The sequence below is a fragment of the Aminobacter sp. Piv2-1 genome, from assembly GCF_037625995.1.
GTDB lineage: Bacteria > Pseudomonadota > Alphaproteobacteria > Rhizobiales > Rhizobiaceae > Aminobacter.
On the sequence record NZ_JARKMU010000007.1, the window covers coordinates 115,717 to 136,403 of the forward strand.

At 66.8% G+C, this 20,687-nt stretch carries 15 protein-coding genes and 1 pseudogene; 6 read left to right on the forward strand and 10 right to left on the reverse strand.

Annotated features, from left to right (window positions below; all coding sequences use genetic code 11):
* Positions 1 to 290 precede the first annotated feature (290 nt).
* Positions 291 to 2,231 carry a DNA primase gene (gene dnaG, locus AmiPiv_RS14590; protein ID WP_340038203.1) on the reverse strand — a complete coding sequence of 647 codons (1,941 nt, stop codon included), beginning with the start codon at positions 2,229 to 2,231 and terminating at the stop codon, positions 291 to 293.
* A gap of 312 nt (positions 2,232 to 2,543) precedes the next feature.
* Here dnaG and AmiPiv_RS14595 point away from each other — a divergent pair, with 312 nt between their 5' ends.
* Entirely contained in the window at positions 2,544 to 4,208 is a 1,665-nt protein-coding gene (locus AmiPiv_RS14595) for a Na/Pi cotransporter family protein (RefSeq protein WP_340038204.1), read from the forward strand.
* A gap of 269 nt (positions 4,209 to 4,477) precedes the next feature.
* Here the strand turns inward: AmiPiv_RS14595 and AmiPiv_RS14600 are convergent, their stop codons facing one another.
* Positions 4,478 to 4,927 (reverse strand): GatB/YqeY domain-containing protein, encoded by a 450-nt coding sequence (locus AmiPiv_RS14600; protein ID WP_340038205.1) that lies wholly within the window; start codon positions 4,925 to 4,927, stop codon positions 4,478 to 4,480.
* 287 nt (positions 4,928 to 5,214) lie between these two features.
* Between AmiPiv_RS14600 and carA the strand changes: the two genes are divergently transcribed.
* Together carA and AmiPiv_RS14610 are read left to right on the forward strand one after the other, a co-directional pair.
* Positions 5,215 to 6,417 (forward strand): glutamine-hydrolyzing carbamoyl-phosphate synthase small subunit, encoded by a 1,203-nt coding sequence (gene carA, locus AmiPiv_RS14605; protein WP_340038206.1) that lies wholly within the window; start codon positions 5,215 to 5,217, stop codon positions 6,415 to 6,417.
* Positions 6,418 to 6,633: 216 nt separating this feature from the next.
* Positions 6,634 to 6,918, forward strand: coding sequence for a hypothetical protein (locus tag AmiPiv_RS14610; protein WP_340038207.1), 285 nt, complete (start codon positions 6,634 to 6,636; stop codon positions 6,916 to 6,918).
* Between the two features lie 202 nt (positions 6,919 to 7,120).
* On the opposite strand, the gene AmiPiv_RS14615 is transcribed toward AmiPiv_RS14610, so the two are convergent.
* The 5 genes and pseudogenes from AmiPiv_RS14615 to AmiPiv_RS14635 all read right to left on the reverse strand — a co-directional run bounded on the left by AmiPiv_RS14615 (position 7,121) and on the right by AmiPiv_RS14635 (position 13,207).
* Positions 7,121 to 7,606 (reverse strand): SRPBCC family protein, encoded by a 486-nt coding sequence (locus AmiPiv_RS14615; RefSeq protein WP_340038208.1) that lies wholly within the window; start codon positions 7,604 to 7,606, stop codon positions 7,121 to 7,123.
* A gap of 28 nt (positions 7,607 to 7,634) precedes the next feature.
* Entirely contained in the window at positions 7,635 to 7,979 is a 345-nt protein-coding gene (locus AmiPiv_RS14620) for an ArsR/SmtB family transcription factor (protein ID WP_340038209.1), read from the reverse strand.
* Between the two features lie 110 nt (positions 7,980 to 8,089).
* Positions 8,090 to 9,361: pseudogene (locus tag AmiPiv_RS14625) on the reverse strand (TCR/Tet family MFS transporter); the annotation flags it as partial.
* Between the two features lie 201 nt (positions 9,362 to 9,562).
* The gene (ypfJ, locus tag AmiPiv_RS14630; RefSeq protein WP_340038211.1) at positions 9,563 to 10,468 is read right to left on the reverse strand and encodes a KPN_02809 family neutral zinc metallopeptidase; all 906 of its coding nucleotides are present in this window, start codon (positions 10,466 to 10,468) and stop codon (positions 9,563 to 9,565) included.
* A 177-nt stretch (positions 10,469 to 10,645) separates the two neighbouring features.
* Complete coding sequence (locus AmiPiv_RS14635; protein WP_340038212.1) at positions 10,646 to 13,207, reverse strand: AMP-binding protein; 2,562 nt, start codon at positions 13,205 to 13,207, stop codon at positions 10,646 to 10,648.
* 228 nt (positions 13,208 to 13,435) lie between these two features.
* Here AmiPiv_RS14635 and AmiPiv_RS14640 point away from each other — a divergent pair, with 228 nt between their 5' ends.
* Positions 13,436 to 14,782, forward strand: coding sequence for an Nramp family divalent metal transporter (locus AmiPiv_RS14640; RefSeq protein WP_340038213.1), 1,347 nt, complete (start codon positions 13,436 to 13,438; stop codon positions 14,780 to 14,782).
* A gap of 83 nt (positions 14,783 to 14,865) precedes the next feature.
* Here AmiPiv_RS14640 and AmiPiv_RS14645 read toward each other — a convergent pair whose 3' ends face one another.
* Positions 14,866 to 16,038: an MFS transporter gene (locus AmiPiv_RS14645; protein WP_340038214.1), complete on the reverse strand. Its 1,173-nt coding sequence runs from the start codon at positions 16,036 to 16,038 to the stop codon at positions 14,866 to 14,868.
* Positions 16,039 to 16,185: 147 nt separating this feature from the next.
* Between AmiPiv_RS14645 and AmiPiv_RS14650 the strand changes: the two genes are divergently transcribed.
* The gene (locus tag AmiPiv_RS14650) at positions 16,186 to 16,527 is read left to right on the forward strand and encodes an ArsR/SmtB family transcription factor (protein ID WP_340038215.1); all 342 of its coding nucleotides are present in this window, start codon (positions 16,186 to 16,188) and stop codon (positions 16,525 to 16,527) included.
* A 31-nt stretch (positions 16,528 to 16,558) separates the two neighbouring features.
* Positions 16,559 to 17,314, forward strand: a complete 756-nt coding sequence (locus AmiPiv_RS14655) for a metallophosphoesterase family protein (protein ID WP_340038216.1) — start codon at positions 16,559 to 16,561, stop codon at positions 17,312 to 17,314.
* Positions 17,315 to 17,456: 142 nt separating this feature from the next.
* Here AmiPiv_RS14655 and AmiPiv_RS14660 read toward each other — a convergent pair whose 3' ends face one another.
* Entirely contained in the window at positions 17,457 to 17,858 is a 402-nt protein-coding gene (locus AmiPiv_RS14660; RefSeq protein WP_340038217.1) for a DUF1801 domain-containing protein, read from the reverse strand.
* A gap of 213 nt (positions 17,859 to 18,071) precedes the next feature.
* The gene (locus AmiPiv_RS14665; protein WP_340038218.1) at positions 18,072 to 20,474 is read right to left on the reverse strand and encodes a DNA/RNA non-specific endonuclease; all 2,403 of its coding nucleotides are present in this window, start codon (positions 20,472 to 20,474) and stop codon (positions 18,072 to 18,074) included.
* Between the last annotated feature and the right edge of the window lie 213 nt (positions 20,475 to 20,687).

Genomic DNA, 20,687 nt, shown 5'->3' on the forward strand with positions numbered 1-20,687 from the left:
TAAACCCTCGGACAGTGCAAATCAGATGCGCTCATCCAACCTGCGCCTGAACTGCCAGTAGCTGCACCTGTGTTAAGTCCAGATTAACCCTGATATCTGTGGCGGAGTCTCTTCCTGTCCAGTGACAAGCGCCCAATCCGCATTTTCAGGCCATCGACACGATCGGCAGCCTGGCTGCCGGTTAACTTTTCGAATCGACCTGATTCCGTCATTCCGGCGGAAGGTCAAGCGCCTCTCGCATGATTCGCCTCAAAAAGGCGAATCATTTGCGGTCTGGACAAGGTCCCGCCTCAGTTCCGCCCGGTTCGGCCGGACGACACGCCGAAGCCTTCGATAAGCGCCTCGGTGGCCTGCACGTCGTGAAACTGCGCCTGGATCTCCACCAGATGCCGGTAATTCTCGTCTGTCGGATCGGTTGCGAGCGCCGCTTCGGCCTGTTTCAGTTCCTTATGTAAGGTGCGGGCGCTGCGGTGCAAGTGCAACGCCTGCGCGAAGGCGTCGCGCGCATCCTCGATCGCGGCATCCTCGAGCGCCGTCCACTGGCGCGCCTTGCGCACCAGCGCCACCGCCCGCTCCCAGATCTCGATGCAGCCGGCGCGTCCGATGGCGCCCACCACCTCGTCGCGGTTGTCGGCCTCGTGATGGGCCATTGCGTCGATGAGCACCGAATGGAGCTGCCTGAGCTCGCCACTGCTGAGGTCGAGCCGTTCGACGTGGTCGAAGTTCTCGTCGATCAGTATCGGGTGGTTGGCGAGCGCCACCACCAGGCAGGTCTCGCGCAGCGGCATGATCGTCCCTGCCCGTTTGACCATGGCCGAGCGCTGCAGGCTTTCGGACACGGCGAGCCGGCCGGCCGCCTGGCCGCCGCCGCCCTTGCTCCACTGTCCGCCGCCGCCTTTGCCGAACGAACCCTTGCCGCGCTCGCCCTGCCCCTGCTGGCGGCCGCGCTGGCCGCCGAAGAAGCTCTGCACCCGGTCGCGCATCTCCTGGCTGTAGTGGAAGCGGACGCTCTCGTCCTTGATGCGGCTTGTAAGCTCGCGCAGCGTCTTTTCGAGCTCGGCGCGCCGCTCGGGCGTGTCGAACACGCCACCCTGCGTCTCGCGCATCCAGATGAGATCGGCGAGCGGCCGCGCCACTTCGAGCACGGCGCGGAACGCCTCCGGGCCCTCGGCCTTGACCAGGTCGTCGGGGTCCTTGCCCTCGGGCAGCAGCGCGAAGCGCGCCGTATGGCCGGGTGCGACCAGCGGCAGCACCATGTCGGCGGCGCGATAGGCTGCCTTGAGGCCGGCCTTGTCGCCGTCGAAGCACAGCACCGGCTCGCCCGACATGCGCCACAAGAGCTCCAGCTGGTTCTCAGTCAGCGCCGTGCCGAGCGGCGCCACCGCATTCTCGAAGCCGGCTTGCGCGAGCGCGATCACGTCCATGTAGCCTTCGACGGCGATCACCGCCCCGCCCTTCTGCAGCGCCTTGCGGGCGCGGGCGAAGTTGTAGAGCACGTTGCCCTTGTGGAAGAGTTCGGTTTCCGGCGAGTTCAGATATTTGGCCGAGATCTCCGCCGACATGGCGCGGCCGCCGAAGGCGATGATGCGGCCGCGTGAATCGGGGATCGGGAACATGATGCGGTCGCGGAAGCGGTCGTAGGACACCGGCACGTCCTCGAACACGGTCAGCCCGCAGGCCTCCATCTGCACTTTTTCGATGCCTTTCGCGGCAAGGAACTCCTTCAGCGCGTTGCGGCTGTCGGGGGCATAGCCGAGCCGGAACGACTGCTGGGTGGCCGGCGTCAGCCCGCGGTCGCGCAGATAGGCGCGGGCCTTGGCGCCGTCGGCACTCTGCAGCCGGTCCTCGAAGAACTTGGTCGCCAGTTCCATGACGTCGGTCAGGCTGGCGCGCTCCCGCTCGCGCCGCTCCTCCTGCGCGTCGCGCGCCGGCATCGGAACGCCCGCCATCTCGGCGATGCGCTCCACCGCCTCGGGGAAGCTCATGCCGTCGAGGTCGGTCAGGAAGCGGAAATGGTCGCCGGTAACCCCGCAGCCGAAGCAATGGTAGCGGCCCTTGCGGTCCTCGCAGTGGAAGGACGGCGACTTTTCGCCGTGGAACGGGCAGCAGGCCCAGTAGTCGCCGCGCGAGGCATTGGTCTTCTTGCGGTCCCAGGTCACGCGCTGGCCGATCACGGCCGAAATCGGCACGCGGTCGCGTATCTCGCTCAAGAATCCGTCGGAAAAGCGCATCGGCCCCTGCTTGGTTCACCCTCATATAAGCAAGGCCGCGCGCGCCAGCGACCCCTATTCGCGCCCATGCCCGGTTTTCACAGCCTCGCAGGAGTCCGCCGTCCTGATTGCGTCGGCCGCGGGCCGCGGCGGAACCGCAATGTATGTCGCGCGTATTTACATCTGGAATACAGCTCTTGCAGCGATTGCACACGTGTGCAATATGGACGTGAAACATTATCCGGCTAAACTAATCACCATGGACATGACAGTGATTCGCCACAGTGCCCGAACCCTTTTGCGCGGCAGCTCGCCTGCAGCGAGGTGCGCCCGATGAGCGGCTCGCTGGTCCTGCTGCATCTCGCCGGCGCGGTCGCGCTGCTTTTGTTCGCCACCCGCATGGTGCGCACCGGCGTCGAGCGCGCCTATGGCGACGTGCTGCGTCACCGGCTGCGCTCGATCCTGCGCAACCCGCTGCTCGCCATTGCCGCCGGCGCAGCCCTCGCCATCTCGCTGCAGAGCGCCACCGCGGTCGCCCTCATCGTCGGCTCCTTCGCCGGGTCCGGCATCGTCGGCGGCACCGCCGGCCTGCTTGCGGTCCTCGGCGCCGATGTCGGCTCTTCGCTGGTGGTCAAGCTGCTCAGCTTCAATCTCAGCCTGCTCGTGCCGCTATGCCTGGTCGTCGGCACGGCGCTCTTCATGTCCACCGAGCGGCGCAACCTTTTGCAGCTCGGGCGCATCCTCATCGGCGTCGGCCTGTTGATTCTCTCCCTGCGCCTGATCGGCGAAGCCTCTGAACCGCTTAGGCAAAGTGCGCTCCTGCCGGTCATCATCAACTACCTGTCGGGCGACCCCTTCACCGCCTTCCTGCTCGCGGCGGTCATGACATGGCTGTTCCATTCCAGCGTCGCGGCGATCCTGCTCGTGACCGCCCTTGCCGCCCGCGGCCTGGTGCCGGTACCGCTCGGGCTGGTGCTGGTGCTGGGCGCCAATCTCGGCGGCGGCATCATCGCCGCCATGCTGTCGCGCGCCGCCACCCCCAAGGCACGCACGGTGCCGCTCGGCAACCTCATCATGCGCGGCACGGGCGCCATCATCGCCCTGGTCGCCCTGACCCTTTTTGCGCCGCCGCTCGATCTCCTCGGCAGCACGCCCGCCGCGCAGCTGATCAACGGCCACATCGCCTTCAACCTGACGCTCGCCATGCTCGGCATTCCGCTCGCCGGCTTCGTCCACGGCCTCGCCGAGAAGATCGTGGCGATGGGCACCAAGCCCGACGCCGCCGAAGAGATGGCGATCGCCGAACTCAGCGCGCTCAACGAAAGCGCCCTCGACATCCCCTCGCAGGCGCTGGGCAATGCCACGCGCGAGGTGGTGCGCGTCTGCGAGACCGTCGAGATCATGCTCCAGCGCATCATCGAGCTCTACCAGGACGCCGACGAGGACAGGATCAAGGCGCTGGCCTCGCTCGACGACCGCGTCGACCGCAAGCATGCGGCGATCAAGCTCTACCTCGCCAAGGCCACCATCCGGCCGATGACGGAAGCCGAGGCGTTGCGCTGCCAGGAACTCATCGGCGCCTGCGTCAAGCTCGAGCAGGTCGGCGATATCATCGTCCGCAACATGCTTGTCCATGTCCGCAAGAAGCTCGAGCGTGGCCTCGACTTCACCGACGAGGGCTGGCGCGAACTCTGCGCCTTCCATGCCGCCGTGCTCGCCAATGCGCGGCTTGCCTTCAACGTGCTGGTGTCGCGCGATCCCGACACCGCCCGCCAGATCGTCCAGGAAAAGGACCGCCTGCGCGATCTCGAAAAGAAGTCGAGCCAGAGCCACTTCGCAAGGCTGCGCGAGGGAACGGCCAAGAGCGTCGAGACCAGCTCCATCCACCTCGACACCATCCGCGACCTCAAGCAGATCAACTCGCTGCTGGCCTCCATGGCCTATCCGGTGCTGGAGGAGCAGGGCCTGCTGCGCGGCTCGCGGCTGAAGGCGAGCTGAGCTGCGAGGCATCCCTTCTTCCCTTGTGGGAGAAGGTGCCCCGAAGGGGCGGATGAGGGGTGCCGGGCGGAGTGCAGCGCCTCCGAGTCCCGGCTGACAGAACCCATTCACTGCCCTCTCATTCCTTCCAACACCCTCATCCGTCTCGGCGCTGCGCGCCGGTCCACCTTCTCCCTCAGGGAGAGAAGGCAAGCAGCAGCCCAAAAGGAAACGCCCCGCGCTGCATGGCAGGCGGGGCGTCACGTTTGCAATGACAGAAGCCGTTGCTGCTACTGCAGCAGTTCCTTGACGATGCCGCTGGCCTTGCCGAAATCCATCTGGCCAGGATAGCGCTCCTTGAGCGCGGCCATGGCGCGGCCCATGTCGCGCAGGCCCTCGGCGCCGACTTCGGCGATCGCCTTCTTGGCCGCCTCGCGCACCTCGTCCTCACCCATCTGCTTGGGCAGGAATTCGCTGATGATGACGCTTTCCTCGCGCTCCTGCGCGGCCAGTTCCAGCCTGTTGCCGTCTTCGAAGGCCTTGGCCGATTCCTGCCGCTGCTTGACCATCTTGGTCAGGATCTGGAGGATCTCCTCGTCCGAGACCGGTTCCTTGCCAGCGCCGCGCTGGACGATGTCGCGGTCGTGAATCGCCGCCTGGATCAGCCTCAGCGTCGACGTCCGGCGCTTGTCGCCGGCCTTCATTGCGGTCTTCAGCGCCTGGGCGAGCATCTCGCGCATGGCAGTCACTCCTAGATGGTGTCGCAGACAATAGCGCCGATCTGCCACACCGGCAAACCCAATGACAACGGCCAACTTGCTGTTTTTAATAGGAAAAATTATTAGCCACGAATTCCGCCGCAGTCATTGACCCAAAAGCGGCCTTCGCCTATTGTCCGCGCCTTGCAAGGACTTGTTTGGTTTGTGCACGGGACTCGCCGGCTGGCGGTCGCCGTGTTTTTCGCTGCGCGAAATGGCCCTTGCCGAGCCATTTTACAAGCCGCGGCGTCGTTACGCAGGAGCACCCTATGGCCTCAGAGACCGCCCCCTGGGCAACCGAAACGCCGACCGCCGTCCTGGTGCTCGCCGACGGCACGGTGATTGCCGGCCGAGGCCTGGGCGCCACGGGCAGCGCCGTCGCCGAAGTGTGCTTCAACACCGCGCTCACCGGCTACCAGGAGATCCTGACCGATCCGTCCTATGCGGGCCAGATCGTCACCTTCACCTTCCCGCACATCGGCAATATCGGCACCAATGACGAGGACATCGAGGACCTGAACCCGGCCGCGCGCGCCGGCGCGGTCGGCGCCGTCTTCAAGGCCGACGTCACCAATCCCTCGAACTACCGCGCCGCCGGCCACCTCGACCAGTGGCTGAAGCGCCGCGGCATCGTCGCGATGTCGGGCGTCGACACCCGCGCGCTCACCGCGCTGATCCGCGAAAAGGGCATGCCGAACGGCGTCATCGCGCACGCACCCGACGGCAAGTTCGACATCGACAACCTCAAGGCCCAGGCCCGCGCCTGGTCGGGCCTCGTCGGCCTCGACCTCGCCAAGGACGTCACCTCCGGCCAGTCCTCGTCCTGGACCGAGACGCCCTGGATCTGGAACGAAGGTTTTGGCGAGCGCAAGCAAGCCACCATGCACGTGGTCGCCGTCGATTTCGGCGTCAAGCGCAACATCCTGCGCCTGCTCGCCGGCCTCGGCGCCAAGGTGACCGTGGTTCCGGCCAAGACCAGCGCCGACGACATCCTGGCGATGAAGCCGGACGGCATCTTCCTGTCCAATGGCCCCGGCGACCCCGCCGCGACCGGCGAATATGCCGTGCCGGTGATCCAGGACCTGCTCAAGACCGACCTGCCGGTCTTCGGCATCTGCCTCGGCCACCAGATGCTGGCGCTCGCGCTCGGCGGCACGACGCAGAAGATGCACCAGGGCCATCACGGCGCCAACCACCCGGTCAAGGACCACACCACCGGCAAGGTCGAGATCGTGTCGATGAACCACGGCTTCGCGGTCGACGCCGACTCGCTGCCCGAAGGCGTCGAGGAAACCCATGTCTCGCTGTTCGACGGCTCCAACTGCGGCATCGCGCTCACCGGCCGGCCGGTGTTCTCGGTCCAGCATCATCCCGAAGCCTCGCCCGGCCCGCAGGATTCGCACTATCTCTTCCGCCGCTTCGCCAACCTGATCCGCGAGCAGCAGGGCGAACCGGCGCTCGCCGAGCGCTGAGCGGCGCTTTAGACTGAACGAAAAGGCCGCCCCGGGCGGCCTTTTTTGTTGCCGCCCTCAAGCCGGCGCCAAATAGAGGCCGCCCCGGTCACGGCAGGATTTTCGGATCTTCTACTCAATGCTTGTCGTACGGTTTGAACAAGGATGCCTTTGTATTTCATGCTGGCACGATTTTTGCGTGGCTACTACCGCATAACTTGAGAATGGGTGGAAGCCATGGCAAAAGTGATCGAAATAATTACGCGCGAACAGATCGAACTACGCAAGGAAGGCCGCCGCCGCACGCTCAAAGGCGCCAAGCTCTCATTTTACGGCGGCTATTGCTCCTTCGAGGGGATTGTTCGCAACCAGTCCCCAAATGGCGCAAGATTGGATTTTGGCGACACGACAGGTGTGCCGTCCGAGTTCACTCTGGCAATTGCCGGTGAGGCGGCAAAGCGGACGGCGCGCGTGTGCTGGTTCTCCCAGACATCGGTAGGCGTGCGGTTCATGGAACAATAGCGGTGGCTTTCCTGGCCCCGCGCCAGCGATGCCGTCCGAACGCCTGAACGCCCCTTGTGCGTCCGAATGGAAGCACAAAGGGCGCTCTCGCTTCTTGAACCTGTGCATCGCGCTTTCCGAAAGACGATCCCGAGGGCCGATGCGCTGGCAGCCGGTTGGGTCGTGACTGGGTAGGAGTGCCGGCCCGAAGGCCGGCACGAGGTTAGGCCGAGACGAGCTCGCCGAGCAGCTCTTCGAGCTGGTTCATGCTTTCCTGTGCGCCGGCTTCCATGCCCGAGGCGACCATGCCGTCGCGATCCTCGATGCTGTCGAAGCGGGTGACGCCGCTGTAGTGCGTCCTGCCGTCGATCTCCTCGAAGCGGTGCGTTTCGATGACGGTCTTGTCCTCGAACATGCCTTCGAGCGCAAACGTGTTGACCAGCCTCTCCGGCTCGTCGACCTCGATGTACTTTCCGATGAAGGCAAAGACGGTGCCGTCGGGCGTTGTCTGCTCGAAGCGCCACTCGCCGCCGGGGCGGAGGTCGAGCTTGACCACCCTGGTCGCGCCCATGGCGCGCGAGCCCCACCAGCGGGCCACGTGCTCGGGCCGTGTCCAGGCCCGCCACACCAGCGCGCGCGGCGCGTCGAAGGTGCGGCTCATGCGGATGATCGGTTCGCCCTCGGGCGTCTCGACGAGCATCTTGTTCATGTCGTTGTTCCTGTTGCTGTCTTGGTTGTCACTGCTTGCCGGTGTCGTCGCCGCGCTGCATGTCGGCGAGATAGGCGTCGAGCTGGTCGAGATTGTCGCGCCACAGCCCGCGATAGGCGTCCATCCAGCCGTCGAGGTCCTTGAGCGGCCCGGCCTGGAGCTTGCAGTAGCGGTACTGCGCGTCCTTCTCGCGAGCGATCAGGCCGGCGGTTTCGAGCACCTTGATGTGCTTCGACACGGCTGCCAGGCTCATCTGGTGGGGTGCGGCGAGTTCGCCGACGCTGGTCTGCCCCTGGGCGAGACGCGCCAGGATGGCGCGCCGCGTCGGATCGGCCAGGGCGGCGAAAGTGAGGGACAGGGGATCCGTTGCCATCTATTCAACCTCAAAGTTTTTAACCTATTGGTTGAATACCAAATGCCGCACCAATTGTCAACCAATTGGTTGAATAAATTCTGGAGGCATGATTTCTGGAATGCGGCTCCCTACTCCGCCGGATTCGTTGCCGCGTTTCCAGTCGCGGCGGACTGCCGCTCGACCCTCAGCACGAACACCGCCAGCGCCATGGCGATGAAGATGCCGCCGAGCAGATAGGGCGCGCCGGCGAAATGCACCGGGGCATTCGGTCCGGTGAACCAGGCGAAGATGAAGGTGTAGAGCAGCGGCGTGATGATGCTGGTGATCGAGAACAGGCTGGTCATCGCCCCCTGCAGTTCGCCCTGCGCCGATGGCGGCACCTTGGCCGCCGCCAGGCTGCGCAAAGGCGGGTCGGCCAATGCTTCGAGGCAGGTCGCCACGATCACGGCATAGATCATCCAGCCCTGCCACGCCGCGGCATAGCCGAAGGCGGCGATGGTGGTGAAGGTGAGGCCGACGACGGCGGTCCGCCACTCGCCCAGCCTCGGGATGATGCGCGGCAGCACCAGCGCCATCACCAGCGCGCCGCCGATGCCGAACACGCCCAGCGAGAAGCCGATCTGCTGCTCGCTCCAGCCGTAGCGGTAGCTGCCGACGAACGACCACACCGCCGGATACATCATGTGGCCGAGCGTCATCAGGAAGAACACCAGCCCGATCCAGCCGATGCCGTGGTAGTTGCGCATCTGCTTGAGCGCGCCCAGCGGATTGGCCCGCTTCCACTCGAATCTGCGGCGGTGCTCCTGGGTCAGCGTTTCGGGCAGGAGGAAATAGCCGACCACGAAGTTGAGGAAGGCGAGGCCGGCGGCGAAGAAGAACGGCACGCGCGGGCCGAACTCGCCGAGGACGCCGCCGAGCACCGGGCCGATCACGAAGCCGACGCCGAAGGCGATGCCGAGCAGGCCGAAGTTCTTGGCCCGGTTCTCGTCGGTCGACACGTCGGCGATGAAGGCCGAGGCAGTCGAATAGCTGGCGCCGCTGATGCCGGCGAGCACGCGGCCGATGAACAGCATCGGATAGGACCAGGCGATGGCGCAGATCAGATTGTCGATGGCGAATGTCAGCACCGAGGCGAGCAGCACCGGCCGGCGGCCGAAGCGGTCGCTGAGATTGCCGATCAGCGGCGCGAACAGGAACTGCATCGCCGCATAGACGAAGAACAGCCAGCCGCCCTCGATCGCCGCGTCGGAGATGCCGACGCCGGTCAGTTCCTGCAGATAGGCCGGCAGCACCGGCATGATGATGCCGAAGCCGATGACGTCGAGCAGCAGCGTCGTGAAGACGAGCGCCAGGCCCCGTTTCGCGGTTCTTTCGTCAACCATGTTGACCTCGCTTGCATTGCGGGCCGCCGGGGGCGAGCGGGACGACGCTTATAGGCGACAGCGGTCGCAAGAACAATACAGGAACGCGACAAAAAAATTTCATGCTGACATGAAGTCGGCAGCAAGGAAAAAGGCCGCCCTTCAGTCCCGAGCCCGACAAGCCGGCTCGAATCGGTGACCGCTGATCCGAGGGAGACAGGCCGCGAGGAGCCGATGATCTCAGATCGGATTGTTGAAGGTGTCGCAGGAAGACAGCTTGCCGCTCTTGAACCCGGCGGCGAACCAGCGCTGCCGCTGCTCCGAGGTGCCGTGGTTGAAGCTCTCGGGCACGACGTAGCCCTGCATGCGCTTCTGCAGCGTGTCGTCGCCGATCTGCTGCGCCGCATTCAGCGCCTCCTCGACGTCGCCGCTCTCGAGGATGCCCTTCTGGTCGGTGTAATAGCCCCAGACGCCGGCGAAGCAGTCGGCCTGCAGTTCCACCCGCATCGACATCTGGTTGGCGTCGGCCTCGCTCATCTGCTGCCGCATCTGGTTGAACTTGGGCAGGATGCCCGTGAGGTTCTGCACGTGATGGCCGACCTCGTGGGCAATCACATAGGCCTGGGCGAAGTCGCCGGCCGCGCCGAACTGCCGGGCAAGCTGGTCGAAGAAGGTGGTGTCCAGATAGACCTTGCGGTCGCCGGGGCAATAGAATGGCCCCGAGGCCGATGAGGCGAAGCCGCAGGCCGAACGCACCTGGCCCGAGAACAGGACAAGCTTCGGCTCCTCGTATTTCAGGCCCTCGGCCTGGAAGATGCCGTTCCAGGTGTCCTCGGTCTCGGCCAGCACGGTGGAGACGAACTGGGTCATCTCGTCGTTCGCCGGCGCCCCGTCCTGGGTGACCTGTTCGCCGCCCGATCCCGAGCCGCCGTCGGTCAGCACCTGCATGGGGTCGATGCCGCAGGCGCGCAGGGCGAAGAACAGCACGATCAGGATGATGATGCCGGAAATGCCGCCGCCGCCGACCCTCGGCCCCACGGGCAGGCGTCCGCCGCGCCCGAAGCCGCCGGGCAGCCCCATGCCGCCGCCGCCCTCGCCACGCTCGTCCTGGACGTTGTCACTCTGACGGCGGCCTCTCCAGCGCATATGGCTATCCTCGATGTTCGTCGCATGCGGCGGCGACGCCGCTCCGCTTCCATGTGACAATTAGCCCAACGTTCGGTGCGGTCACAAGTTTTTTGGTTGTGCCACCGACCGAGCAAAGCACGCGGCCGGATCAACCGTCCCGGGAACGCCTGGGAACCGGAACGGTCTGGATGCGAGCTATTCGGCGGGCGCGGCCTGGGCCTCTGGCGCCGGCCCGGCGGCGCGGCTGCGGCGCGTGGCGAGCCAGGCGGCGATGGCCTTCTGCGCGTGGAATGCGGCGAGCCCCGAGACCAGGCCGATGGCAACCGCGACGCTCGAGACGAGCGGATCGAAAGCCAGCGGGTCGGGCCGCGGCAGGAACATTTCCGGCAGCAGGCGGTGGAACAGGTAGATGTGGTATCCGGCAGCGGCAACCGGCAGCGCCAGCGTGGCGACCAGCTTCGGCACGCTGACACGCGGCAGGTAGAGCAGCACGCTCACGCAGACGAGCTGCAGCATGAACTTGACCCAGGAGCCGGTCCAGTTGCCGCCCCAGTAGGCCATGAGGGGGAAGGCGACCACCGCCGCCGCGAATACGGCCAGCCGCTGTTGGGGCGTCCGCGCGAAGAACGCGCACCAGCCGAACGCGGCGAGGTAGAGCACGTCGGTCACGGTGAAGATCTGCACCCCGCCCACCGGCCAGAGCACCGGCACGATGAACTTGAGCGCCACGGTGGCACCCAGCATGGCAAATCCCGCCGAAAACGGGTTCCGCGAGGCATGCCGGCGCACCGCTTCCAGCGAGAACAGCCCGGCCACGATCAGCATGATCTGCGCATAGGCTTCCACGAACCAGTAGAGATAGGGCAGCATGTGCTTGGGATCGAAGATGCCGAGATTGCCGACGAGGAAGACCGACGGCCACAGCACCTCGCCGCGCGCGATGGAGAAGCCGGCGACGATGGGAGCATAGACGGCCAGGTTTCCGGCCAGCGCCTTCAGCAACCGCGAGGTCTCGCCGCGCATCAGGGCCGCCCCGTGGAAGCGCGCGAGCCCGTAGCCCACCAGCATCACCAGTGCCGCCGCCCCTCCCGGGATCGGCCACAGCGTCGCGTGGTGGAGGACGATCAGCAGGATCGCCGCGGCCCGCATCAGCAGCTCGGCGTCCACCACCTGCCAGCGGCTGGTCTGGCGCCCCATCCGGGCGAGCTGCCCGACCGGCATCTTCTCCCAGCCTTCCGGAATGCGCCCCAGCTTGCGCTCCAGCGTCAGCGACAGCTGCACGTAGAGCAGTGAATCGCCGGCCAGCGCCTCGAAGCTGTCCACCGGCGTCACCCGGCGCGGATAGAAGGCGCGGGCGAAGGCGTCGAGCACGCCGGCGTCTGCCTTCTGCGCTTGCCCGCCAAGCCGCGCGATCGCCGGATAGTCGACCTTGCCCGACGGCAGCCGCGGCAGCGCATCGACCGCCACGGCCTCGACATGCAGAGGGGTCAGCCCGCTCGCCTCGATCATCAGCTTGCGCACCGCCTCGGGCGCCTCGCCCGACGAGAAGGCGGCAACCAGCCGGCGGTCGTCGCCGGCGACGGCCGCCTCGATGCCGCGCATCCTCAGCGCATGCTCGACCGCCTCGTGGCCGATCCTCAGCCCGGCGATCTTCGACATCCGCTTGAGCCGCCCGACGATGCGGAAGAAGCCGTTTTCGCAACGTTCGGCGAGGTCGCCGGTACGCAACTCGCCAACTTCGGCGCCCTGCGCCAGGTCGGCGCGGCCGAGTGCATAGCCCATCATCACGTTGGGACCGCGATAGACCAGTTCGCCCGCCTCGCCGCAGCCCTCGATGCGCGTCCCGTCCGCGGCGGCCAGCGCCAGTTCGCCGCCCGGTATGGCGATGCCGATGCTGTCAGGGTTCTCCGCCAGAGCCTTGGGCGGCACATAGGCGATGCGCGCGGTGGCCTCCGTCTGGCCGTACATCAGGAACAGCCGCCGGCCGGAGGCATCAAGCCGGCGCAGGAAGGTCTCGGCGAGCTCGGCCGAAATCCGTCCGCCGGCAACCGTCATGAAGCGCAGCGACGGCAGCTCCTCGACGCGCAGGCCGGTCTTCTGCATCAGCTCGTAGGAATAGGGCACGCCGCTGATGCTGGTGACTTCGGCGCGCCGCAGGTCGTCGGCGAAGCCACGGTCGGCAACGCCCTTGGCCGAGACGAACACACCCGCCCCCACCGCCAGATGCGAATTCAGCACCGACAGGCCGTAGGAATAATGGAACGGCAGGATCAGCGCCGCGCGGTCGTCCGCGGTGAGTTCCAGATAAGAGGCGATCGCCTCGGCATTGCTCTCGACATTGGTCCGCGACAGTCTGACGAAGCGCTTCCTGCCGGTGCTGCCGGAGGTTGCCAACAGCAGCGCCAGCTCCGGATGCAGCGCCTCTCCAGTCCCGCCATGCTCGATCCGGCGCCAGCGCCCGTCGACCGACCGCACGCTCACCTCGGGGCGGAAATCCTCTTCGAAGGCCGCGAACGCCTCGGCGTCGTTGGGCGCAAGCAGCGCCACCGCATGGCCGCCGGCACGCGCCGCCAGATAGGCGATGATGGCATGTTCGGAATTGGCGGCTTCGACCGCCACCAGCTTGCGGCCGTCGCCGAACCCGACGACCGTGTCCGCCACGCGCCTTGCCAGCTCGGCATAGGTGATCGCCGGGCGGCCCGGAAACATCAGCGCCGGCCGCGCCCCATGGGCTGCAAGCTCCTGCAGGAATGCCATTATGTCTCGCCCGCCGCCTCTGTCGCAGCCAAATGAACGCGCGAGCCGATAGCCCAATTCCTGATTGTTTGCATCAACTATTTTATGGCCAGCTGATGTATTCCGGCACGCGCCGGACAACCCACGGTGGACAAACCGCCGCAGGGGGCTTGCTACGCAGGGGGCTTGCTAAAGGTAGGCCGCTCGATATTGTTGCAAATGATTGGCAACTGCGACTGGAGACAGACGGTGGACTCTTACACTCGGCCATCCGAGGACATCAACGGATGGCGCACGGCCCGGGGTGAAGGATCGCTCTCGGACGTCCACCGTTCCATCGCGGTCCGCAGCACCGGCCCGAACTGGCGCAAGGCCGTGGCCTTCATCGGCCCCGGCTACCTCGTCGCCGTCGGCTACATGGACCCCGGCAACTGGGCGACCTCCATCGCCGGCGGCTCGCGCTTCGGCTACACGCTGCTCTTCGTGGCGCTGGTCTCCAACATCATGGCCATCGTGCTGCAGTCGCTGTGCGCGCGCCTCGCCATCGCCTCGGGCCGCGACCTCGCCCAGGCCTGCCGCGACGCCTTCCCGCGTCCCGTCGCCTATTTCCTCTGGCTGCTTGCCGAGATCGCCATCATCGCCACCGACATCGCCGAGGTGATCGGCACCGCCATCGGCCTCAACCTGTTGTTCGGCATCCCGCTCGAACTCGGCGTGGTCATCACCGCGCTCGACGTGTTCCTCATCCTCTATCTGCAGAAGCTCGGCTTCCGCTGGGTCGAGGCGCTGATCATCACGCTGCTCGGCGTCATCGCGGTCTCCTTCGCCATCCAGGTCGCCCTGGCCGACCCGGACTGGGGCGCCGTCATCGTCGGCTTCGCGCCGACGACCGAGATCGTCACCAACCCCGAGATGCTCTACCTCGCGCTCGGCATCCTCGGCGCCACCGTCATGCCGCACAATCTCTACCTGCATTCCGGCATCGTCCAGACGCGCGCCTATGGCGAGACGCTGCCGGAGAAGCGGCAGGCGCTGCGCTACGCCACCTGGGATTCGACCATCGCGCTGATGTTCGCGCTGCTCATCAACGCCTCGATCCTGATCCTCGCCGCGGCGACCTTCTACGCCTCCGGCCGCACCGACGTCATCGAGATCAGCGAGGCCCATTCGCTGCTCGCGCCGCTGCTCGGCATCGCGGTCGCGCCCACCTTGTTCGGCATCGCGCTGCTCGCCTGCGGCATCAATTCGACGGTGACCGCCACCCTTGCCGGGCAGATCGTCATGGAGGGCTTCCTCCACATCAAGCTGCCGCCGTGGCTGCGCCGCCTCATCACCCGCGGCATCGCCATCGTGCCCGCTGCCGCCGTCACCATCTGGTTCGGCGAGACCGGCACGGCCAAGCTCTTGATCCTCACCCAGGTCGTGCTCAGCCTGCAGCTCTCCTTCGCCGTCTTCCCGCTGGTCATGTTCACCGCCAGCAGGAAGAAGATGGGCGCGCTCGTCGCCCCGCGCTGGCTCATCGCCCTGGCGATGCTGATCGCGGCGTTGATCGCCGTGCTCAACATCAAGCTGCTGTACGAATTCGTGCTCGCCTGACAGTCCGGGCGGCGGCCCCCGGCCGCCGCCACTCCCGCCATCGTCGCTTTGCCCGTCAGGTCACTGTCGGCCTCCAGCCGACTTCAGCCTGCCACAGCCACCCGCGCCGACCGCCGCGTCAGCGCCAGCACCGTGAGTGCCACCAGCGGGAAGGCTGCCGCCACCAGGCCGAGATCGGAAGGTCTGGCGAATTCCAGCACCCGTCCGCCGATGACGGTGCCGAAGGCGATGCCGAAATAGAGCGCCGAGGCGTTGAGCGACAGCGTCAGGTGCGCGAGCTCGGGCGCGAAGCCGACGATGCGGCTCGCCTGCGCCGGCGGGAAGGCCCAGCCGATGATGCCCCACGGCACCATCAGGCCGATCAGCACCGGCCCGGCGATGTGATGCGGCAGGAGCTTCAGCGTCAGCGCGATCGCTAGGCAGAAGCCCGACGACATCAGCAGCGACAGCACCACCATGCGCGTGGCCCCGATCCGGTCGGCGAGATAGCCGCTCGACAGATTGCCGATGACGGCACCCGCACCGAAGGCCAAGAGCATGCCCGGCAGCGCGATCGCCGGCAGTGCTGCCCCTTCGAGCGCCAGCGGCGCGATGTAGGAGATGACGGTGAAGCCGCCGGCGAGATAGAGCAGCGTCACCAGCAGCGACGGCAGGATGCCGGGCCTGGCGATCGCGGTGAAACGCTCGCTCAGCGTCAGCCTGATGCCGCGCGAACCCTGCGGCAGCCGCAGCCACAGGATCGCCGCGCACACCAGCGCCAGCAAGGCGATCGAAACGAAGGTGCCGCGCCAGCCCCACATGGTGGCGATCAGCGACCCGGCCGGCGCACCGAGCGCCACCGCGAATGTCGTGCCGCCCACCACCACCGCGATGGCACGTGCCCGGTGTTCCGGACCGGCCAGCGACACGGCGGTGGCCTGGGCCGTGGCGGCATAGAGGCCCGCAGACATGCCCATCATGATCTGGGCGGCCAGCAGTCCGCCAAATGACGAGCTCGAAGCCGCCACCAGGTTGCCGGCGACGAAGACCAGCATGGTCGCGGCCAGGATGCGGCGGCGGTCCACCTCGCCCGCCAGCGCCGACAGCACCGGCGCGCCGATGGCATAGGCAAGCGAGAACGCCATGATGAGGTAGCCCGCGAACGGTATGGAGACATGGGCGTCGCCGGCGATCGCCGGCAGCAGGCTCGAGAACACGAATCCGACGGTGCTCATGGCGAACGAGCCGACCGCCAGCCAGATAAGGCGCTTGTCCATGACGCTGTCCTTTGTTCAAAATTTATTGAACTATTGAACTTAAACCGCCGACATGTCAATCTGCCGCCCGTCGATCTCCTGCCAGCCTCGTGTCAGCAGGCCGCGACACGCCTTGAACCAGGAACCAGCCGCAGCTACCTTCGACCCATGTCCCTGCCCCATCCCACCGCCGACCAGATCAGCCTCGCCAACGTGCTGGCCGTGCTCGGCGACCAGACCCGGCTGGCCATCGTCGGCTACCTCGCCCGCAATGAGGGCGTGGCGATGAGTTGCGGCCAGTTCCTCGAATTCGGCTCCAAGACCAATCTGAGCTACCACCTCGCCAAGCTGCGCGAGGCCGGCATCACCAGCACCGAGATGTCGGGCACCAGCCGGCTGATTACGCTCAGGCGTAGCGACCTCGACCGCCGTTTCCCGGGACTGCTCGATTCCATCGTCACGGCGGCACGGGACATCCCGCAGCTCGAACGCCTGCGCGAGGAAAGCTGACGCCGCCTTCCCCGGCGTGGAGGACCGCAAGATGCGCATCGCCGTTTTTGCCGACATCCATGGCAACATCCTCGCGCTCGAGGCCGTTCTCAACGACCTGGCCCGCCGCGGCGGCGCCGACCTGACCGTCAATCTCGGCGACCTCGTCTCCGGCCCTCTCTGGCCGCGCGAGACGATCGAACGCCTCATGGACCTCGACTGGCCCATCGTGCGCGGCAACCACGATCGCCGCACGGCCACCGACCCCCTCGCCGAAATGGGGCCGTCCGACCGCTTCGCCCACGATCGCCTGACGGCGGCCCAGCGCGACTGGCTGGAGGCCTTGCCCGTGACCCTGGAGCTGGCGCCCGGCATCCTCGCCTTCCACGCCCGCCCCGATCACGACGAGCGCTACCTCACGGAAGTGATCGCCGACGGCCGCCTGGCCCGGGCGCCGCTGCCGCTCATCGAAAAGCGGCTTGCCGGCACCGACCGCTCCCATCGCCTGCTGCTTTCCGGCCACAGTCACCGCCCCGATCTGGTGCGGCTGCCCGACGGGCGCATGCTGTTCAATCCCGGCAGCGTCGGCGACCCGGCCTATCGCGACGACAGTGCCCCCGCGCACGTCTCCGAGCAGGGCTCGCCGCTGGCGCGCTATGGCCTGGTCGAGACCGAGGGCGCCGGCGCCATCGTCAACGTCGAGTTCAGAGCGGTCGCCTACGACCACGAGGCGGCCGCCCTCCGCGCCGATGAGTCCGGCCGCCCCGAATGGGCGCACGCGCTGCGCACCGGCTTCATGCCGGCTTAGGGCAATTCCAGGAAAAGTGCGCAGCGGTTTTCCGTCCGGAATTACGCAAAAACAAAGAGATAGAGCGTTTCCGCGATTCGAAGAAAAGCGGAAATGCTGGGGCTGCCCCGGCGCCTTGCGGCACCCGCAGCCCGGCAGCCGCTCAGCCCGAAGTGTTCAGGGCCACGGCGGCTAAGATGAGCGCCTTCAACGCCTCTTCATCGATCGCTTCGCCCTCGCGGAAGTCGATGGCGCGCCTGGTGTTGCCTTCGAGGCTGGAGTTGAACAGGCCCGAAGGGTCCTTGAGCGAGGCGCCCTTGGCGAAGGTCGTCTTCACCGCCTTCTTGTAGGCCTCGCCGGTGCAGATGATGCCACCGTGCGACCACACCGGCGTCCCCCACTTCCATTCCTCGACCACGTCGGGATCGGCCTGCCTGATGAGGCTGCGGATCTTGGCGAGCGTCGCGCCGCGCCAATCGTCCAGCTCGTTGATTCGCGCATCGATCAGTTCGGACGCGGAGGCCCCGCCGTTGCCTTCCTGCGCGCTGGTCATCTTCTTTGCCATTGGCCTCCTCCTCTTTGCATATGGCCGATGCGGGCTGCCGGCCTGGCATCCGCTCCGCCATGCCCGCCCTTCCACGTCCCGCTTACATCATTTCGACGGGCAATTCGCTGGATTGCTTCACCCAGCCGGCGACCTGCGCTTGGTCCAGCCGGCCTCGCGGCTGTCCGGGCAGCACACGTCCTCCGCTGCCGGCGCCACTCTACGGCCTGCGGTTCATTTTCGCGAACGGCGAGGTTTTGGCGCCGGCATGGCCGTGCGCGCGGCGCTCTTCGCCGGGCGGGCATAAGGCTTGCGCGCCGGAGCCAGGTCTTCCGCCTCCAGCGTCTGCGCCGGCCGGCCTATCGCCTCCTGCCCGGCCCGGATGTCGGCCTCGCGCAGGGCCGCGCCGAAGTCGAGCCCGGTCAGGCGCTCGATTTCCGCCACCGTGGTCAGGAACTCGGCCACGCGCGCCAGTTCCAGTTCGTCGCCGAAGGCCTCGGCGCCGGCGAGCATCGCCTCCGGCATCACCTCGATCAGCGGCCCCTGGTCGGCCAGCAGCGCGATCGAGCGCAGATCGGCGCCGTCGCTCCACGCGGCGATCTTCCAGAACCGCAGCGGCACCTTGCTGTCGAAGCGGTAGGGCGGGTCGGTCTCGGCGAAGACGGGGCCGGCAAACACCGTGACCCGGCTGCGCATGGTCACCGCGTTGCGCAGCACGTAGGTCTCGACCGCCCGCCACCTGAGCTTGCCCTTCGAACCCGGCCGGTCGAGCGCGCTGCCTTGGTTGAAGAAGCCGAGCTGCGGCGCCGCATTGGTGTAAAAGAACGTGTCGCGCTCGGCCGCCACCGCCTCGGCATCGGTGCCCCAGGCCGGGTCGCCGCGCAGCGTGATGTGCCCCTTCTGGAAGATGCGCGCCTTGCGCTCGTTCGACTGCGGATCGGGGAAGCCGGCCACCTTCTGCTTCTCGTAGAAAGGCCGGTTCATCTGCTCCTCGGGCAGGATGCGCCGGTCAGGGCGGAAGTCGTCGCTGGCCTCCGCGCCGAGGTCGCCGAGCGACTCTATGCCGAGATCCTTCAGCGTCGGCTCGTCGGTCACCGACTTGTCGTCGCGGTTGATCGCCTTGATGCGCGAGCCGTCGATGTTGCAGGCGGTGAAATAGGCGAGCCGCCGCATAGCGTTCATGACGACGGAGAAGTGGTGGTAGCGCAGCTCGAACGGGTCGTCGCCGGGCTTGGCCAGCTGGTTCTCCGCCGCGCGCCCCGGCGCGCCCGCGTGGTTCGGCAACGGCACAACGAAGCCGGGGATGAAGCCCGGCTCGTAACCGCCGCGGTCGTCGAAATTCTCGGTCTTCCAGCTCGCCGCCTCGGCGCGCGGGGTCTCTCCCCGGTCGCCGCCGGCCGGCTCGGCGCGCCCGGCCACCGTCGCTGCGGCGGCCAGGGGCGCGCGCACGTTGATCTCGATCGGAAAGGTCCATGTCACCGAGCCGTCCGCGTTGAGCCGCGACCTGGCGGCGTCCTCCACCGGCCGCTCCGCCTTGCCTGCCTGCTTCGGCGCCTGCCCCTCCGCCTCGCTCCCGCCCGATGGCTGCGGCTGCAGCTTCAGCCGCCCGGCCTCCTGCCAGGTGTCGAGCAGCTTCGACACCGTCGCGCGGCTTGCCGCGTCGAACGTGTCGAGGCGCTTCTCCAGGTCGTCGACGATGGCGCTGATGCGGATGCCTTCGTTGATCTCCTTGGCGAGCGGCTGGCCGTCGGTCCCCATCACCTCGTGCCACGGCCCGCCCCAGTGATGCAGCGCGATCGGTTCCCATTCGTTGTTGAACACCGGCGAGCCGGACGAGCCCTGCTCGGTGTCGGCCACATAATGCAGCACGTGCAGCGTCTCGTCGCGCGCCACCAGGTGGTTCTCGCGCAGCACCAGCTCCTTGAAGCGGCCGTCGGGGTGCTGGACCAGGTTGGCGATCTCGCCGAGCATGTGCTTGTCGCCGGCATTGGAAAGCACCAGGAAGCCGAACTCGTCGAGCAGCCTGGGCCCGCGCCGGCGTTCGCCGATGCCGACCAGCGTGTAGTCGAGCCCGTCGATGCCGTCGGTGACGAAACACAGGTTCGGATCGAGCAGGTACGACGTCGGCATGCGCAGCTCGTTCAGCCGGTCGCGCTCGTAGTCGAACTGGACCTGGAAGCGCGCCGCGTCCTGCGGCGTCGGGATGACGTGGTGGTTGGTCAGGAAGAGCTTGGGTCCCACCAGGAAGCCGGTGCCCTGCGGCATCTCGTTGAGGAACGCCACCCGGCCCACCGCATCGGCGGCGCGGCGGCCGCGCTCGAGAAAGGCGACGCCGACGAAATCGAGGGTGGAACCCTGGATCGCCTCGGGTCCCGCCGGCTTGGCGGCAGCGGCCGGCTTGCGCCCGGCCCTGGCCGGCGCAGCGCTCGCTTCGATCGCTGTCGAGATCATCTCGGCTTCTTCGCGGCTGAGCTGCGCCTTGACCTGCAGCCGCTCGACGCGCCGCCGCCGCTGGGGCTCGGCGGCCAGCGGATTGCCCTCGGCGATCCGCGCCAGGGATTCTTCGATTTCGGGGCGTGTCTTCTTCAGTCTTTCACGAACGACAAGTTCGACGTTGCCAAAGGTTTGGATATCCACAGCCCCATCCCCCGCACTACTGAAAGGCGCAAAGTATAGCTTGGGATCATAACTCCCGGTAGCGACGTTTTGTTGACGGACGGAAGCGGCTGCGACATCGGGGATTCATGCATTTTCGGGGTTCCCCCCTCCCCGTCCTTCCCCTATAAGGCCCGCCTAGCCTCTAGTTGACTCTCACTTGCGCACCGGCCGGGAATATCCCGTCCCGGTTCT

What these genes read in the sequence shown, in the direction of transcription:
- AmiPiv_RS14620 (WP_340038209.1), bottom strand. Translation starts at nt 7,979, where the DNA reads ATGGCAACGGATCCCCTGTCCCTCACTTTCGCCGCCCTGGCCGATCCG.
- AmiPiv_RS14600 (WP_340038205.1), bottom strand. Translation starts at nt 4,927, where the DNA reads ATGCGCGAGATGCTCGCCCAGGCGCTGAAGACCGCAATGAAGGCCGGC.
- AmiPiv_RS14615 (WP_340038208.1), bottom strand. Translation starts at nt 7,606, where the DNA reads ATGAACAAGATGCTCGTCGAGACGCCCGAGGGCGAACCGATCATCCGC.
- dnaG (WP_340038203.1), bottom strand. Translation starts at nt 2,231, where the DNA reads ATGCGCTTTTCCGACGGATTCTTGAGCGAGATACGCGACCGCGTGCCG.
- AmiPiv_RS14635 (WP_340038212.1), bottom strand. Translation starts at nt 13,207, where the DNA reads ATGGCATTCCTGCAGGAGCTTGCAGCCCATGGGGCGCGGCCGGCGCTG.
- AmiPiv_RS14655 (WP_340038216.1), top strand. Translation starts at nt 16,559, where the DNA reads ATGCGCATCGCCGTTTTTGCCGACATCCATGGCAACATCCTCGCGCTC.
- AmiPiv_RS14595 (WP_340038204.1), top strand. Translation starts at nt 2,544, where the DNA reads ATGAGCGGCTCGCTGGTCCTGCTGCATCTCGCCGGCGCGGTCGCGCTG.
- AmiPiv_RS14645 (WP_340038214.1), bottom strand. Translation starts at nt 16,038, where the DNA reads ATGGACAAGCGCCTTATCTGGCTGGCGGTCGGCTCGTTCGCCATGAGC.
- AmiPiv_RS14660 (WP_340038217.1), bottom strand. Translation starts at nt 17,858, where the DNA reads ATGGCAAAGAAGATGACCAGCGCGCAGGAAGGCAACGGCGGGGCCTCC.
- AmiPiv_RS14610 (WP_340038207.1), top strand. Translation starts at nt 6,634, where the DNA reads ATGGCAAAAGTGATCGAAATAATTACGCGCGAACAGATCGAACTACGC.
- ypfJ (WP_340038211.1), bottom strand. Translation starts at nt 10,468, where the DNA reads ATGCGCTGGAGAGGCCGCCGTCAGAGTGACAACGTCCAGGACGAGCGT.
- carA (WP_340038206.1), top strand. Translation starts at nt 5,215, where the DNA reads ATGGCCTCAGAGACCGCCCCCTGGGCAACCGAAACGCCGACCGCCGTC.
- AmiPiv_RS14650 (WP_340038215.1), top strand. Translation starts at nt 16,186, where the DNA reads ATGTCCCTGCCCCATCCCACCGCCGACCAGATCAGCCTCGCCAACGTG.